Origin of the sequence: Micromonospora zhanjiangensis, from assembly GCF_042650605.1 — a bacterium.
In the GTDB taxonomy this organism is placed as follows: Bacteria; Actinomycetota; Actinomycetes; order Mycobacteriales; family Micromonosporaceae; genus Micromonospora_J; species Micromonospora_J zhanjiangensis.
Genome location: NZ_JBHSBN010000018.1, coordinates 93,817 through 109,765 on the forward strand (window position 1 = coordinate 93,817; position 15,949 = coordinate 109,765).

Sequence of the window (15,949 nt, forward strand, 5' to 3'; positions counted from 1 at the left end):
GCCCTGCCTATCTGGCACGCCAGCTAGTTCCTATATAGCACACGTTACAGTGGCAATCCAGCACGGGCCATCTGCGCCACCTTTCCGTGACGCCACACCACATCAGGCATCCGTGACGCCACGTCGGTCATTCTGAGTAACCGGCCAACGGCGGCCGGGTCGGGCCGTGAGAACGGTGGTGACCCGGCTGCCCTGCTCGACCCAGCGTCGACTCGTGGGACAAATCCAGTCGGCGACTTGCAGCGAAGTTTGGTACAGGCTGACCAGCGACCGATTGAACATCGGTTCGTGGTGGGCCATCCGGTTTCGTGCCTTGTGTAGCAAGCCGACCGCATCGAAGACGGCTACCCGCCGCTGACGAGGAAAAGCCTTGTGAAGACAGGGATGCCACAGCCCACGGTCGTACCGACGAGCGAGAAGGAACCGCCAAAACCCAAGGTTCAGTTCTGCGACGACGCGTCCAGGCGTTTCTGGCCGCCCGTTACGTACGGCACGCGCCCTCGCCTTAGCGATGTCATCGAGAGCCTCGGCGAACAGGAAACCGTGCGGTAGCGCCGAAGATCGGGGATTCAGGTACCAGCGTGGCTCGCCGAAGGTACGGGCAGACCAGGCTTCGAGCTCGCAGTGTAGGGCGTTTCGCAACAGCACTTCGACGTGGCCCAAGGTCGCCGAGAGCGCTGCGGTGACCTCGACGTTCCACCGATACAGCGCGAGTGCTGCCCGCAGATCGCCGCCGCATGCCACCTTGTAGGGACCAAGGCGTTCAGGTGAGAGGCGTCGTTCGAGCACCATCAGCTCTTCCGCCTGCATCCCTGTCTCCCGCTCCTGGCCAAAATACGCTATGATTCAGCACGAAGACCCCGGTCCGCCTCTGCCTGTGAGGGCATGCCGCCGGGGTTTTGTACGTACTAAGTCCCGATCAGATGGGCCTATGGCTGTCCCGTGTGAGCGACCGCCGAGGCTAGCTCTCCAAATCGTAGAGGTTGAAGATTGGGAGAGCGAGTCTAACTTTGCTCAACTTGGCGTCGGAGCTTATGAAGCGGCTCGCCGCTAGGCACGTGGACATAGAACCAGCCGTTGATCGTTGTGCCGGTCTGCTCCGCAAGCGCTCGTGACGGAGTCGAGAACGACCTTCCGTCCGCAAGCTCGAGCCAGCCTTGCGGCGTGACGGTTGCCTCGTGAACCATGCGCCGTCTCGGCTGCTCGTGCCTCAGAACGTCTCCGGGAGTGAGGACGCCGGCGTTGATCAACGGCAACAGGGCTCCTGGCCGTCGAGGCAAACGCCTTACGGTTGGTGCGGACTTCTTCGGCGATTCCTCGGAGTCTCCGCTGAGAAGCAGCCGGCGCAGCACATCGTTCGGTGTGTCGACCAGCGGCTCGCAGTGCTGCTGTAGGAAGGTGAAAACTTCGTCATCGACCTCGATGGTGCGTCTGGCCATTACGGTCCCCAAGCCTCCCGATCGTCATAGCTCTACTAGATTACATGACGATTTGGAGATCAGAATGTTCCCCCGCCGCGCCGACCGACTACAGCGACCGGGGAGGAAGCCATACCGGCGGCGTGCATCCTTGGCGTGAGAGGGTGGAAGTCGTGAACCGACTGGCCGATGCCACCAGCCCGTACCTGCTCCAGCACGCCGGCAACCCGGTGGACTGGTGGCCGTGGTGCGCCGACGCGTTCGACGAGGCGAAGCGGCGGGACGTACCGGTGCTGATCTCGGTCGGCTATGCGGCCTGCCACTGGTGCCACGTGATGGCGCACGAGTCGTTCGAGGACGAGACCGTCGGCCGGCTGATGAACGACAACTTCGTGTCGATCAAGGTGGACCGGGAGGAACGCCCCGACGTCGACGCGGTCTACATGACGGCCACCCAGGCGATGACCGGCCAGGGCGGCTGGCCGATGACCGTCTTCGCCACGCCGGACGGCACGCCGTTCTTCTGCGGCACGTACTTCCCGCGGCCGAACTTCCTCCGGCTGCTGGAGTCGGTCACCACCGCCTGGCGCGACCAGCGGGACGCCGTGGTGCAGCAGGGTGCCGCCGTGGTCGAGGCGATCGGCGGCGCGCAGGCCGTGGGCGGAATCACCGCGCCGCTCACCGCCGAGAAACTGGACGCCGCCGCCGCGCAACTCGACACCGAGTACGACGCCACGAACGGCGGGTTCGGCGGCGCGCCGAAGTTCCCCCCGCACATGAACCTGCTGTTCCTGCTGCGCCACCACCAGCGCACCGGCCGGGCGGCCAGCCTGGAGGTGGCCCGGCACACCGCCGAGGCGATGGCCCGCGGCGGCATCCACGACCAGTTGGCCGGAGGCTTCGCCCGCTACTCGGTGGACGGGCACTGGACCGTGCCGCACTTCGAGAAGATGCTCTACGACAACGCGCTGCTGCTGCGGTTCTACACCCACCTCTGGCGGCTGACCGGCGACGGCCTGGCCGCCCGGGTCGCCGCCGACACCGCCCGGTTCCTGGCCGACGGGATGCACGTACCCGGGCAGGGGTTCGTCTCCGCCCTGGACGCGGACACCGACGGGGTGGAGGGCGCCACCTACGTGTGGACCCCGGCGCAGTTGGTCGAGGTGCTCGGCGAGCAGGACGGCCGGTGGGCCGCCGACCTGTTCGGGGTCACCGAACAGGGCAACTTCACCCTGGAGACGCCGGGCCGGCACACCCCGGCCACCGTGCTGCGGCTGGCCCGGGACGTGGACGACGCGGACCCGGCGATCCGGGCCCGCTGGGAGTCGGTCCGCGCCCGGCTGTCGGCGGCCCGCGACCGGCGCCCGCAGCCACTGCGGGACGACAAGGTGGTGGCCGCCTGGAACGGCCTGGCGATCACCGCCCTCGCCGAGTTCGTGGAGCTGGCGGACGCGTTGGCGGTGACCGGACCGGCGGACGGTGGGGAGATCTCCGACAGCACCCCGGCCCGGGCGAGCCAGGACGGCCCGGCACAGCCGCCGGCGCGGGTGGTCGACGCGGCCCGGCGGGCGATGCGGGACGCCGCCGAGCATCTCGCCGCCGTGCATCTGGTCGACGGGCGGTTGCGCCGGGTGTCCCGGGACGGCACCGTGGGCGAGCCGGCCGGGGTGCTGGAGGACTACGGCTGCGTGGCCGAGGCGTTCTGCGCGATGCACCAGGTCACCGCGGACGGCCGGTGGCTCACCCTGGCCGGCGAGCTGATCGACACCGCGCTGGCCCGCTTCGCCGCCGACAACGGCGGTTTCTTCGACACCGCCGACGACGCCGAGCGGCTGGTCACCCGACCGGCCGACCCGACCGACAACGCCACCCCGAGCGGTCTCGCGGCCATCGCCGCCGCGCTGACCACCTACTCCGCGCTGACCGGCGAGCCGCGCTACCGGGAGGCGGCCGAACGGGCGCTGGCCACGGTGGCACCGATCGTGGACCGGCACGCCCGGTTCACCGGCTGGTCGGCCGCCGTCGGGGAGGCGCTGCTCTCCGGGCCGTACGAGATCGCGGTGGTCACCGACGACCCGGCGACCGACCCGCTGCGCGCGGCGGCGCACCGGCTGGCGCCGCCCGGCGCGGTGGTGGTGGCCGGCGAGGCCGACCGCCCCGGCGTGCCGCTGCTGGCCGGCCGGTCCGCGCGCGACGGCGTCCCCACCGCGTACGTCTGCCGGGGCTTCGTCTGCGACCGCCCGGTCACCACCGTCCCTGACCTCACCACCCAGCTCACCTGACCCGCACCGCCCCGCATCGCGGGCGAAGCCGCAATATCGGGGATATTGCTGCTTCGCCGGGTCGCTGAAGCAGCAATATCCCTGACATTGTCAGAACACCGGAAGGCGCGGGGTCGGTCAGGGGGGCGGGTCGGGGGTCGGGCTGAGGTGCGACGGTAGCGCGTCGAACCAGTCGAGCACGGCGCGTTCGTAGGCCAGGCCGAAGCGCAGGGTGGCCACCCCGTACGGTTCCTCCTCGGCCGCCTCGGCCGGGAGCTGCTCGTCGACCTGCTGGTAGAAGGCGAGCCGTTCGGCGTGTGCCCGGCGGTGCTCGGCGAGGTGACCGCGCAGCAGATCGGCCGGCAGGTGTCGGCCGAACAGCACGGTGAGCAGCAGCGGGATGCGGATGGTCTCCGGCCCGGGTGGACGGGTGACCCACTCGGTGAACGCGGCCCGGCCGGCGTCGGTGATCTCGTACGGTCGCCGGTCCCGTCGGCCGGGTTCGCCGGCCCGGACCAGACCGGCGGCCGCCATCGAGGTCAACTCCCGGTAGACCTGGCTCTGCGTCAACGACCAGAAGTCGCCGATCCGTTGTTTCGCGGCGGCGACCAGGTCCCAGCCGGTCATTGGCCCCTCGTGCAGGAAGCCGAGCAGGGACGCGGCGGTGGCGTTCAACGGACGGTCCGGCATGGCTCTCCTCGGGAAGGACTTGACATTCCATTGTGTCAGGTTGCAACCTGAGTCGGGCGACATCCCAATGTGGGAGGTCGGAACGGGGGATCCGATCATGCACACCGTTCTCGTCGCGGTCCACGCCACCTGCGGCGCCCTCGGGTTGCTGCTGGCCGTACCGGTGCTGCTGGCACCCAAGCGACGCGGCCGGCACACCGTGCTGGGCCGGGCGTACGCGGTGGCCGCGCTCGGGCTCAGCCTGAGCGGCTTCGGCCTGTTCGCCTACCGGCCGGCCGAGCTGTTCGGGCTGGCGATCCTGGGTGTGCTGACGCTCGGCTGGCTGGCCGGCGGCCTGTGGTTCGCCCGGCGCCGGCCGCGGTCGCTCGGGCCGCGCGGCTGGCGGATCTGGCACCTCAACCTGATGGGCAGCACGGTGATCTCGTTCGTCACCGGGTTCGCCGCGCAGACCACGCACGGCAACCTGATCGCCTGGATCGCGCCGACCGTGATCGGCTCGCTGCTGATCGCCCGGCGGACGGCTCGGGAGATCGCCGCCACCCGCCCGGCGGTCACCGTCACCAGCCCCGCCGTGCGTTGATCCCCGGCGGGTCCGGTCCTCGCCCACGAGCCGCGCGGGTGCCAGAGCCGATCAACTAGGCTGACGGCCGTTATGGATTCTCGAACCGGTCTGCCCGTGGTCGGCATGGTGGGCGGGGGCCAGCTTGCCCGGATGACCCACCAGGCGGCGATCGCCCTCGGCCAGTCGCTCCGCGTCCTCGCCCTGACACCCGACGACGGCGCCGCCCTGGTCGCCGCCGACGTGCGGTACGGCGACCACACCGACCTCGCCGCGCTGCGCGCCTTCGCCGAGGGCTGCGACGTGGTCACCTTCGACCACGAGCACGTGCCGACCGGGCACGTCCGGGCGCTGGCCGAGGCCGGGGTGCCCGTCCACCCGGCCGCGGACGCGCTGCTGCACGCCCAGGACAAGCGGGTGATGCGGGAACGGCTGACCGCCCTGGCCGCACCGGTGCCGCGCTGGCGCCCGGTGACCGCCGCCGACGAGGTACGCGCCTTCGGTGCCGAGGTGGGCTGGCCGGTGGTGCTCAAGGCGTCCCGGGGCGGCTACGACGGGCGCGGGGTGTGGCCGCTGGCCGACCCGACGACCGCCACCGAGCAGGTCGACCGGCTGCTCGCCGGGGGCACCGAGCTGATCGTCGAGGAGCGGGTGCCGCTGACCCGGGAGCTGGCCGTGCAGGTGGCCCGCTCCCCGTTCGGCCAGGTGGCGGCGTACCCGGTGGTGGAGACCGTGCAGCGGGACGGGATCTGCGTCGAGGTGCTCGCGCCGGCGCCCGGCCTGCCGGAGGACCGCGCGGTGGCCGCCCAGCAGCTCGCCATCGACCTCGCCACAGCGCTGGACGTGGTCGGGCTGCTCGCCGTCGAGCTGTTCGAGACCCCCGCCGGCCTGGTGGTCAACGAGTTGGCCATGCGGCCGCACAACTCCGGGCACTGGACCATCGAGGGGGCCCGGACCTCCCAGTTCGAGCAGCACCTGCGGGCGGTGCTCGACTACCCGATGGGTGACACCGGGCTCACCGCCCCCGCCGTGGTGATGGCCAACGTGCTCGGCGGCGAGCCGGGCGGGATGTCGATCGACGAGCGGCTGCACCACATGTTCGCCGAGGACCCGGGCGTCAAGGTCCACCTGTACGGCAAGCAGGTGCGGCCGGGCCGCAAGATCGGGCACGTCACCGTGCTCGGCGACGATCTGGACAAGGCGCGGGCCCGTGCCGTACGGGCCGCGCGGTGGTTGCGGGAGGGCGCGTGAAGCAGGTCGGCCTGATCATGGGCAGCGACTCGGACTGGTCGGTGATGAAGGGCGCCGCCGAGGCGCTCGACGAGTTCGCCGTCGGCTACGAGGTCGGCGTCGTGTCGGCGCACCGTACCCCGGTCAAGATGATCGACTACGCGCAGCGCGCGGCCGACCGGGGAATCAAGGTGATCATCGCCGGGGCGGGCGGTGCCGCCGCGCTGCCGGGCATGGTCGCCGCCGCCACCCCGCTGCCGGTGATCGGGGTGCCGGTGCCGCTGAAACACCTCGACGGGATGGACTCGCTGCTGTCGATCGTGCAGATGCCGGCCGGCGTACCGGTGGCCACCGTGTCGATCGGCGGCGCCCGCAACGCCGGGCTGCTGGCGGTCCGGATGCTGGCCGCCACGGACCCGGCCCTGCGCGGCCGGATGGTCGACTTCCAGAAGGCCCTGGAGGCCCTCGTCGCCGACAAGGAGGCGACGCTGCGCGCCTCGCTCGGCTGAGCCGATCAGCGCATGCCGCGCAGGGGAGCCGATCAGCGCATGCCGCGCAGGGCGCCGCGCAGGCGCTCCTGGGTACGGCGGCGCCGCTCGTTGCTGGCGCCGAGGACCAGCAGCACCACGCCGACCGGGATCAGCACCAGCCACGGACCGTACATGGTCAGCGCGTGCAGCGCGGCGATCGCGGTGACCACGGCGCCGACCACCACCTGGGCCTGCTGCCGGGTCATCGAACCGATGATCAGCACCGCCACCGCGCCGAGCAGCAGCAGCACCTGTCGCAGCGTGTTGGTGTCGGAGGTCAGCACGATCACCAGGGTCGGCAGGAACGCCGCCACCAGCGCCGGGCCGTACGCCAGCCAGCTGCTCAGGTCGGGCCGGTGCCGCAGCTCCAGCACCCCGACCAGCATGGCCAGCGCCGCGAACGGCAGGGTGTACGCCTCCGGCAGCGCGACGTCCGACACCCACATCAACAGCCACCAGGCGCTGATCTCGCAGGCCACCGCCGACCAGAACAGCACCCGCCGTTCGGCCGCCGACCGGTTCGGTCGGGTCGCCGCCACCCCGACCACCGCACCCCAGGCGGCCAGCAGCGCCGCGATGTGCCGGGGCGACTGGTACGCCAACGCCAGCGCGATGAGCGCCGACCCGTACCCGGTCCACTCCACGGTGGCCGCCTCGCGGGTCGCCTCGGGCCGGCGCAACCGGGGCAGCGTGGCCGAGACCACCAGCAGCACGGCGCCGACGGCCAGCACCCCGAACGCCGACCAGACCGGGGACAGGCCGGTGACCAGGCTGACGGTGAGCACGAAGAGTTGGGCCATCACCGACGCGAACAGCCAGCCCAGGATCCGGGCGGTCTGGGTCCGGCCGGCGAACGCCGCGACGGCGCCCACCCCCACCGCGCTGCCCACCGTGAACAGGGTCATCGGCCGGGTGGCCAGGCTGCCGGCCAGGCCCGCCCCGCCGGCGGCCTGACCGATGCCGAAGACCAGGATCCGGGCCACCCGCAGCGACCGGGCCCGCTCCGACGCCGGTGGTGGCGGGGTCAGCGCCAGGCCCAGCATCGAGATGGTGAACACGGTGAGCGCGGCCATTGTCGAGTTCGGCCAGCCCAGGCCGAGCGAGATCGGCGTGATCAGTAGGGTGACCGCCGCGCCGGGCAGCACCACCGGCACGGCCCGGGCCGGGCGGCCGCCGCTGAACCCGGTCGCGGCCAACGCCGCCGCGATGGTCAGCAGCAGCGCGGCCAGCACGTTGGTGCCGTCCACCGCCTCCGGTGGCGGGCTGATCAGCTCCGGCGGCGGCCCCTGCCAGATCCGGGACAGCACGGCGTACGGCGCGACCAGCGCGGCGACCAGCGCGGGCGCCAGGGTGACCAGGGCGATCAGGGTCGGCACGACGGCCACCAGCAGCGCGCCGACGGCGGGGGAGACCGACCAGCGGCCCGGGACCGGTCCGGGCATCCGGCGCAGCGCGCCACCGAGCATCCCCGACCAGCGGCCGGTCGGCGCGGGCGTGCGGCCCGGCGGCGGGGTGGCCGCCCGCAGCAACTCGGCCAGCACCCCGAGCAGGGCCGCGGCGGCGGCGAACACACCGGCCGGCAGGTCGGTCGGCACGGCGGCGACGGCAGCCGCGGTCGCCCCACCGGCGATCCCGATCGTGGCGTACGGCAGGTAGTGCGGCACCTGCCGGCGGGCCGCGGCGAGCACGGCGACGCCCAGGCTCGACCCGGCCAGGGCGGCGGCGAGGACGATCTCGGCCGGCCAACCCAACTCGGCGGCCAGGGCGGCCAGCGCGCCGGGCCAGGCCAGCAGGGCGGCCCCGCAGGCCAGCCCACCGATCTGGGCCAGGTGCAGCGGCATCGGGTCGACGTCCGGCCGGTCGACCGGCAACTCGTCCGGTGGCGCCCCGACCACCCGGGCGAGCGCCGCGACGACCACCCCGAGCAGGGTCACCAGCCCGAGGGCGAGCGCGGTGGTCCACGGGCGGACCAGGCCCGCCCCGACGGCGTGCAGGGCGACCGCCCCGGCCACGGCGATCCGGGTCAGGCCGGCCCGTGGGTCGGTCGTCGCCACCGCCGTCACCGCGCACACCGTGGCGACCACGCCGCCGACCAGGATCGGCGACCACCAGGGCAGGCCGAGGGCCGCCGGGGTGCCGATGGTGGCCAGCCCGACGCAGGCCCCGGCCACGTCGTAGCCCCACGGCCGGGGCAGGGCCATCGCGGCCGCCCCGGCGAGCAGCAGCAGGGCCAGCGGCGCCTGCCAGCCGTGCCCGCCGGGCGTACCGGCCGGCCAGGCGTTCAGGTCGCCGGCCCAGAGGGGGCCCGGGGTGGCCAGCACCCGGATCCCGCCGCGCAGCGTGGTCCAGCCGGCGATGGCGGCGACCAGCGCGCCGCCGAGCACGATGCCGAGCACCGGACCGCGACGCCAGTCCGCCGGCATGGCCCGTACTCCGGCGGCCACCACGAGCAGCAGCCCGGCGGCGGCGGCCAGTTCGGCGCCGGGCACCAGGATCGCCGCGATCCGGGCCAGCGCGGCGACCAGCGCCACGGTGGCCGCGGCGGCCGCGAGGTCCGGGCCGTCCAGGATCCGGTCGGCCCGCCGGCCGGCGTCGATCGACGGTGCCAGGAACAGCAGCACGGCGGCCACCAGCAACAGCGCGCCGACGAGCGCGTCGACCAGGGTGGCGCCGGGCGCGCCGAACGCGGCGGCGGTGACCGCCAGCGCGCCGAGGCCGGTGCCCAGGGTCAGCGGCATGCTGAGATGCCGGTGCGCCACCTGGGTGACCGCCGCGTACCCGAGGGTGGCGCAGACCGCCAGGAAGCTGGCGGCCAGCACGGTCAGGCTGGCCCGTTCCACCGCGGCGGTGGACGGCTCCGGGCCGAGCGGCACGGCCGCCGCCACGAAGGCGGCCACCGCGCCGGGCGTGGCGAAGGCGGCACCACCGGCGGCCCAGTCGGCCACCGTCGGGGCGGTGCGGCCCAGCACGCTGGTCGGCACCGTCGGCGCGAGCGCGATCAGGATCCCGGCGATGGCCAGCACGGACAGCACCGCCGCGGTCAGGCTCGGTCGGGACACCGCCATCGCGGCCCCGGCCAGGCCGACCACGCCGGCGACCGCCGCATGGGTACGGGCGGCGCGTTCACTGTCCGCCGACAGCCCGAGCAGTCCGATGCCGATCGCGGCGAGCACCGGCGGCCAGGGCGCGGCCGACCAGGGCAGCCCGAACGAGGCGGGCGCGGCCAGCGCGGTCAGCCCGGCACCGGCCACGGCGCACTCGCGCCGTAGGTCCGGCGGCAGGGCCAGCGCGGCGGCGACGGTGAGCAGGAACGCGGCGGCGGCCAGTTGCCACGTCGTCGCGCCGACCGAGGCGGCCAGCCGGTCCGGGTAGGTGGACAGGTCGGCGGCCCAGAGCGGCAGGGCCGCCCGGATCGGCGCGAGCGCGGCCCGGATGGCGTCCCCGGCGACCACCACGCCGATCACCGCCAGCGCCACCGCCGAGGCGAACTGCGGCCCGCGCCGGGCGTGTTCCGGCACGGCCCGTACGCCCAGCCCGACGACCGCGACGACCGCGGCGATGAGCAGCAGCGCCCGGCCGGGCAGGGCCACCGCGGCGACCCGACCGAACGCGCCGATCACGGCCAGCGTCATCAGTCCGGCCGCGAGGTCCCGTACCGTCGGGCGGTCCAGGCTCAGCGCACCGGCCAACGCGACGGCGGCGGCCAGCAGCAGCGCGCTGGCCGCCCGTACCGCGGTCGGCACGGCGCCCGCGTCGACCAGGGCGGCCACCGCGCACACCACCGCCAGCACGGCGGCCAGGGCGTGCAGTCCCCAGGTCAGCTCGCGCAGCCAGTACGTCGAGGCGCCGGTGGTGGTCGGTGCCGCGAGGTCCGGTCCGGCGAGGCCGTCGGCCGGGGCGGTGCCCGGACGCCGGCGCGGGCCGGCGCCCGGTGCGGTCAGAATCGCGTCGGCCTCCTCGCCGGCCGACTCCGGCCGGCCCGGATCGACCGGGGCGGGATCGTCCGGGACGGGTGGGCCCGGCTGGCGGGCCAGCCACGGGGTCAGTACCAGCCGACCGTCCTGGTCGAACAGTCGGGCCAGGACCAGGTCGACGGCCGCCACGGCGGTCAGCGCCAACGCCCAGCCGGCCGCCCCGGTGATCCACTCGTAGGCCAGCAGTGGGACGACCGGCTGCACGGCCAGGACCGTGGCGTAGCGCGGCACGGCGAGCCCGGTGGCGCCCGCGTAGCCGCCCGCGATCAGCGCGGTGACCAGCAGGGTCAGGCTGGCGAAGACGGCGCCGGACAGCCCGCTGGTGGAAACCGCGTCGAGGGTCCACACCGCGTACCCGTCGAGCGGCACCAGCAGCAGGCCGATCGCGGCGACGGTCTCCGCCGTGGAGGTGAGCCCGCGTCGGGCCACCATCGGGGCGCCGGCCAGCATCAGCGCGGTGGCGGCGATCAGGATGGTCAGCCGGCTGCCCGCGCCCAACGACGTGATGGCCACCACCGCGAACACCACCGCGGCGACGCCGAGCAGCAGCGCGCCCAGGCCGAGCAGCACGTTCTGCACCTCGCGGGGCGAGGCCTCCGGCTCGTGCCCGGCACCGTCCGGGAAGTCGGCACCGGCCGGGAAGTCGGCATTGCCCGGGAAGTCGGCGGCGCCCCGGAGGTTCGTACCGTCCCGGAAGCCCGGACCGGTGCGGAAGCCGGCGCCGGTCGACGCGCCCGCGCCGGCCGGCCCCCGGGCGCCCCGGCGGGCGCGAACGCCGCTCCAGCCGCGCGCGCCGCCCGCCGTGTCCCTTCCGCCGGCGTCCGTCGCGCCGCCGGTGCCGCCCCTGCCCCGTGTCGCGTCGGTGTCGGAGGACGGGTGGGTCCGGGTTCCCAGGTCCGGGTCGGTGGCCGGGAACGCCGCGTCGGTGGGCAGGTCCGGCCCGTCCGGCGGCGGCGCGGTGGGTGGCGGAGCCGTCCGGTCCCGGCCGCCCGCGCCCTGGCGGGGCACCCGGGGCGGCGCCGCGCCCGTCGTGGTCCGGGGCGGCGGGGCGGCGCCGGCCTTCGGTGGCCGCCGCCCGGGGGTACGCCGGAAGCGGCGCGACCGGGTCGCCTGCTTGGTCTTCTCCTCGTTCGCGTGGGCGAGGATGTCCCGCTGGAACAGGGCCGCCTGCATCTGCGCCGCGATCTTCGCCCGCTCGCTGGCGATCTCCGCGTCGCGCGCCTTCATCTCGGCGATGGACCGCTCGATCCGCTGCACCTCGTCGACCGACTGGCCCTGCTCGGCGCCGCAGTGCGGACAGCGGGGCGCCGCCTCGATGTCGCGGCCGCACGAAGCACACCGGAACCGGGTCATGGTGCCCCTCCTTCGCACGGCGGCCCGCCGCATGGACTACTAACGAAGCATGCCCAAGCCAGGCAACGGTTGAACAGCCCCAAACCGCAAAGATCCGAAAAGGACCTCCCACCCCGACCCCCTCGGGTCGATCATGATGTTATTGTCGAATTGTGTCTGATTTGTCGTCAACAACTTCATGATCAACACCCCCATGGCAGGGCTGGGAGGTAAAAGGAAACGCCGGCCGCGCAGCGGCCGGCGTTTCCTTTGGACGTTGGGGGTCAGGGGCGGCCCATGCCCCGGTAGTCCCAGCCGGCCTGGGTCCACAGTGCGGAGTCGAGGCAGTTGCGGCCGTCCACCACGCGGCGGCCGGCGACCAGCTCGCCCAGGGCGACCGGGTCGGCGTTGCGGAAGTCGGCCCACTCGGTGAGTACGCAGACCAGGTCGGCGCCCCGGACCGCGTCGGTCATGGTCGGCTCGTAGCTGAGGTCCGGCTGTGCCCGCCGGGCGTTCTCCATGCCCTCCGGATCGTAGACCCGCACGTCCGCGCCGGCCTTGGCCAGCAGCGCCGCGACGGCCAGCGACGGCGCGTCGCGTACGTCGTCGGAGTTGGGCTTGAAGGTCGCGCCGAGGACGGCCACCCGGGTGCCGGACAGGTCCGGACCGGCCGGCCCGTAGCGGCGGCCCAGCAGCTCGGCGGCCAACTGCAGCACCCGGCTGCGCCGGCGCAGGTTGATCAGGTCGACCTCGTGCAGGAAGCGCAGCGCCTCGCCGGCGCCGAGTTCCTGGGCCCGGGCCTGGAAGGCGCGGATGTCTTTGGGCAGGCAGCCGCCGCCGAACCCGACGCCGGCCTGCAGGAAGCGGTTGCCGATCCGCGGGTCGTAGCCGATGGCCCGGGCCAGCTGGGTGACGTCACCGCCGGCCACCTCGCACACCTCGGCCATCGCGTTGATGAACGAGATCTTGGTGGCCAGGAACGCGTTGGCGGCCACCTTGACCAGCTCGGCGGTGGCGAAGTCGGTGACCACCACCGGGACCTCGCGGTCCTCGGTCGCGGCCAGGTCGAACACGCCCTTGTGCGCCGCGTAGAGCATGCCGTTGGCCCACTCGCTCTTGACGCCGACCACGATCCGGTTGGGTCGCAGCACATCCTCGACCGCGAAGCCCTCCTGGAGGAACTCGGGGCTCCAGGCGACCTCCACGCCGAGGTCGGCGGGGGCGTGCTTGCCGACCAACTGCTCGATCCACTCGGCGGTGCCGACCGGGACGGTGGACTTGCCGACGATCAGCGCCTTGCGGGTCAGGTGCTGGGCCAACCCGGTGACGGAGGCCTCGACGTACGACAGGTCGGCGCCCATGCCGTCCGCGCGCTGCGGGGTGCCGACGCAGATGAAGTGCACGTCCCCGAAGGCGGCCGTCTCGGCGATGTCGGTGCTGAACCGCAACCGGCCGGCGGCGAGGTTGCGCCGCAGCAGTTCGTCCAGGCCGGCCTCGTGGAACGGCACCTCGCCGGCCGACAGCTTGGCGATCTTCTCCGCGTCGACGTCGAATCCGATCACCTCGTAACCGAGTTCGGCGAAGCAGATGGCGTACGTCGCGCCCAGGTATCCCGTGCCGAGGAAGGTAAGCCGCGGGCGGGCCGCCCCGGACGGCGGGGCGACGGCGGCGATGGCCGGCAGGGGTTGGGAGCTCGGGTACGGGATGGTCACGCCTGTGTTCTCCGCTCGCACTGGCGGCGCTTCCTCGCGTCGCGGTGGGGAGGACGGCACCGGTGGCTTTGGTGCCGATTTGGGTCATTTGTAGATGTTCACCGTTTCGGCCGCCTGTCGTGGCTGACCGGGGATGAGCCTACGCGGCCCGGTGGAGTCGGTCTGCATCCGCATGGCCGGCCGGGCGGCCGCGGGCGCGGCTGGTCATTTTTACGTCACTCTGCGCCGCGTCGCCAGTATGCGTGACGTGTCACGCAGACTGCCACCCCGCCGTCACCTCCGTCTCCCGGCCCGCGATCCGGTCGCCGGCACCCGGTCCGCCGCGGTGCCCAGCCCGGAATCGTTTCTCGGGTTCCCGCTCGGGGCCGGCCAGCAACGGACCGTCACCAACGAGGAGATCGGCGGCTACCTGCGGGCGGTGGACGCCGCCTCCGACCGGGTAGTGGTCACGGTGATCGTGCCGACCCAGGACCCGGACGGTCGGGACGCCGGCCGGCGGCAGGCTTCGACCTGAACCGGGACTGGTTCGTCCGGTCCCGGCCGGAGACCGACGCGAAACTGGAACTGCTGCGCCGCTGTCCGCCGCAGGTGTACGTCGACGCGCACGAAATGGGCGGCCGGCAGTATTTCTTCCCGCCGAATGCCGACCCGATCCACCACGAAATCGCGGGTGAGGTGGTCGACTGGATCAACCGGATCGGCACCGCCAACGCCGCCGGATTCGGCTACAACGGCGCCTGCCGCGACGATTCGAGCACCGAGTGCTACTTCAACTACGACATGTTCTACATGGGGTACGGCGACACGACCCCGGCGGCCGGGGCGTCCGACCGCGCCCGGGCCGGTGCCGGTCGGCCCCGGCGCGGCCGGCGGCGGGCGGCATCGGGCCGGGTGGCGCATGTCGGGGTGGGCCGACGGACGGTGGTGATGGACACTTGACTACCGACCGGTAGTCACAGCGCGCCGGCGGCGCGGTACAACTGTGGCCACACGCTGAAGGGGAGGCACCGCCGTGGAGTCATCGTTCGACGTCTACCGCCTGCCGGAGGAGCACGAGGCGATCCGTGCGGCGGTCCGGGAGGTGTGCGACGCGAAGGTCGCCCCGAACGCCGCCGAGGCGGACGAGACCGCCGAGTTCCCCAAGACGTCGTACGACGCGCTGCGCGCGGCCGACTTCCACGCCCCGCACATTCCGGAGGAGTACGGCGGCGCCGGGGCCGACGCGCTGGCCACCGCGATCGTGATCGAGGAGGTGGCCCGGGCCTGCGCCTCGTCGTCGCTGATCCCGGCGGTGAACAAGCTCGGCACCATGCCGCTGCTGCTGGCCGGCTCGGCCGAACTCAAGCGGCGGTACCTGACCCCGGTCGCGTCCGGCGAGGCGATGTTCTCGTACTGCCTCTCCGAGCCGGAGGCCGGCAGCGACGCCGCCTCGATGACCACCCGGGCGGTGCGTGACGGAGATCACTACGTGCTCAACGGCGTCAAGCGGTGGATCACCAACGCCGGCGTGTCGGAGTACTACACGGTGTTCGCGGTGACCGACCCGACCGCCCGGTCCCGGGGCATCTCCGCCTTCGTCGTGGAGAAGTCCGACCCGGGGGTCAGCTTCGGCGCGCCGGAGAAGAAGCTCGGCATCAAGGGCTCGCCGACCCGCGAGGTCTACTTCGACAACGTCCGGATCCCGGCCGACCGGCTGGTCGGCGAGCCGGGCACCGGCTTCGGCACCGCGATGCGCACCCTGGACCACACCCGGGTCACCATCGCCGCGCAGGCGATCGGCATCGCCCAGGGCGCGCTGGACTACGCCAAGGGGTACGTCACCGAGCGCAAGCAGTTCGGCAAGCCGATCGCCGACTTCCAGGGCATCCAGTTCATGCTCGCCGACATGGGGATGAAGCTGGAGGCGGCCCGGCAGCTCACCTACGCGGCGGCCGGCAAGTCCGAGCGCGGCGACGCGGACCTGACGTACTTCGGCGCGGCGGCGAAGTGCTTCGCCTCGGACGCCGCCATGGAGATCACCACCGACGCGGTGCAACTGCTCGGCGGCTACGGCTACACCCGGGACTACCCGCTGGAGCGGATGATGCGGGACGCCAAGATCACCCAGATTTACGAAGGTACGAACCAGGTGCAGCGGATCGTCATGGCGCGCCAGCTCTTGAAGGGTTGAAAGGAAAGTCGGAGCGGGCCGGCGAGACGGATCACTGCGTCTCGCCGGCGCGCCGGGCGTTCCGCGCACGGGG

11 protein-coding genes and 2 pseudogenes are annotated in these 15,949 nt (G+C 73.2%); 8 read left to right on the forward strand and 5 right to left on the reverse strand.

Annotated elements, in window-relative coordinates; genetic code table 11:
- Positions 1–102: 102 nt before the first annotated feature.
- Positions 103–810: a hypothetical protein gene (locus ACFOX0_RS23175; RefSeq protein ID WP_377549559.1), complete on the reverse strand. Its 708-nt coding sequence runs from the start codon at positions 808–810 to the stop codon at positions 103–105.
- Between the two features lie 194 nt (positions 811–1,004).
- A complete protein-coding gene (locus tag ACFOX0_RS23180; protein ID WP_377549561.1) occupies positions 1,005–1,439 on the reverse strand; it encodes a restriction system modified-DNA reader domain-containing protein in 435 nt (144 codons plus the stop codon).
- A 152-nt stretch (positions 1,440–1,591) separates the two neighbouring features.
- Here ACFOX0_RS23180 and ACFOX0_RS23185 point away from each other — a divergent pair.
- Both ACFOX0_RS23185 and ACFOX0_RS23190 read left to right on the forward strand, forming a co-directional pair.
- A pseudogene (locus ACFOX0_RS23185) lies at positions 1,592–2,861 on the forward strand (thioredoxin domain-containing protein); the annotation flags it as partial.
- A 116-nt stretch (positions 2,862–2,977) separates the two neighbouring features.
- Positions 2,978–3,700: pseudogene (locus tag ACFOX0_RS23190) on the forward strand (hypothetical protein); the annotation flags it as partial.
- Positions 3,701–3,817: 117 nt separating this feature from the next.
- Here the strand turns inward: ACFOX0_RS23190 and ACFOX0_RS23195 are convergent.
- Positions 3,818–4,369 (reverse strand): PadR family transcriptional regulator, encoded by a 552-nt coding sequence (locus tag ACFOX0_RS23195; RefSeq protein WP_377549563.1) that lies wholly within the window; start codon positions 4,367–4,369, stop codon positions 3,818–3,820.
- Between the two features lie 97 nt (positions 4,370–4,466).
- On the opposite strand from ACFOX0_RS23195, the gene ACFOX0_RS23200 reads away from it, so the two are divergent.
- From ACFOX0_RS23200 to purE, 3 genes are all read left to right on the forward strand, one after another.
- Entirely contained in the window at positions 4,467–4,949 is a 483-nt protein-coding gene (locus tag ACFOX0_RS23200) for a hypothetical protein (protein ID WP_377549565.1), read from the forward strand.
- A 72-nt stretch (positions 4,950–5,021) separates the two neighbouring features.
- Positions 5,022–6,179 carry a 5-(carboxyamino)imidazole ribonucleotide synthase gene (locus tag ACFOX0_RS23205; protein WP_377549567.1) on the forward strand — a complete coding sequence of 386 codons (1,158 nt, stop codon included), beginning with the start codon at positions 5,022–5,024 and terminating at the stop codon, positions 6,177–6,179.
- Positions 6,176–6,667 carry a 5-(carboxyamino)imidazole ribonucleotide mutase gene (purE, locus tag ACFOX0_RS23210; protein ID WP_377549569.1) on the forward strand — a complete coding sequence of 164 codons (492 nt, stop codon included), beginning with the start codon at positions 6,176–6,178 and terminating at the stop codon, positions 6,665–6,667. Before ACFOX0_RS23205 ends, purE begins: the two co-directional genes overlap by 4 nt.
- Positions 6,668–6,699: 32 nt before the next feature.
- On the opposite strand, the gene ACFOX0_RS23215 is transcribed toward purE, so the two are convergent.
- Positions 6,700–12,015, reverse strand: coding sequence for an SCO7613 C-terminal domain-containing membrane protein (locus tag ACFOX0_RS23215; protein WP_377549572.1), 5,316 nt, complete (start codon positions 12,013–12,015; stop codon positions 6,700–6,702).
- Positions 12,016–12,278: 263 nt separating this feature from the next.
- Complete coding sequence (locus ACFOX0_RS23220) at positions 12,279–13,706, reverse strand: UDP-glucose dehydrogenase family protein (RefSeq protein WP_377549574.1); 1,428 nt, start codon at positions 13,704–13,706, stop codon at positions 12,279–12,281.
- A 247-nt stretch (positions 13,707–13,953) separates the two neighbouring features.
- Between ACFOX0_RS23220 and ACFOX0_RS23225 the strand changes: the two genes are divergently transcribed.
- From ACFOX0_RS23225 to ACFOX0_RS23235, 3 genes are all read left to right on the forward strand, one after another.
- Positions 13,954–14,220, forward strand: coding sequence for a hypothetical protein (locus tag ACFOX0_RS23225; protein WP_377549576.1), 267 nt, complete (start codon positions 13,954–13,956; stop codon positions 14,218–14,220).
- A gap of 74 nt (positions 14,221–14,294) precedes the next feature.
- Complete coding sequence (locus tag ACFOX0_RS23230; RefSeq protein ID WP_377549578.1) at positions 14,295–14,645, forward strand: hypothetical protein; 351 nt, start codon at positions 14,295–14,297, stop codon at positions 14,643–14,645.
- Positions 14,646–14,718: 73 nt separating this feature from the next.
- A complete protein-coding gene (locus ACFOX0_RS23235; RefSeq protein WP_377549580.1) occupies positions 14,719–15,876 on the forward strand; it encodes an acyl-CoA dehydrogenase family protein in 1,158 nt (385 codons plus the stop codon).
- Positions 15,877–15,949: the final 73 nt, after the last annotated feature.

Coding starts and splice junctions, on each gene's coding strand:
- ACFOX0_RS23195 (WP_377549563.1), bottom strand. CDS start 4,369: ATGCCGGACCGTCCGTTGAACGCCACCGCCGCGTCCCTGCTCGGCTTC.
- ACFOX0_RS23180 (WP_377549561.1), bottom strand. CDS start 1,439: ATGGCCAGACGCACCATCGAGGTCGATGACGAAGTTTTCACCTTCCTA.
- ACFOX0_RS23200 (WP_377549565.1), top strand. CDS start 4,467: ATGCACACCGTTCTCGTCGCGGTCCACGCCACCTGCGGCGCCCTCGGG.
- ACFOX0_RS23205 (WP_377549567.1), top strand. CDS start 5,022: ATGGATTCTCGAACCGGTCTGCCCGTGGTCGGCATGGTGGGCGGGGGC.
- ACFOX0_RS23215 (WP_377549572.1), bottom strand. CDS start 12,015: ATGACCCGGTTCCGGTGTGCTTCGTGCGGCCGCGACATCGAGGCGGCG.
- ACFOX0_RS23175 (WP_377549559.1), bottom strand. CDS start 810: ATGCAGGCGGAAGAGCTGATGGTGCTCGAACGACGCCTCTCACCTGAA.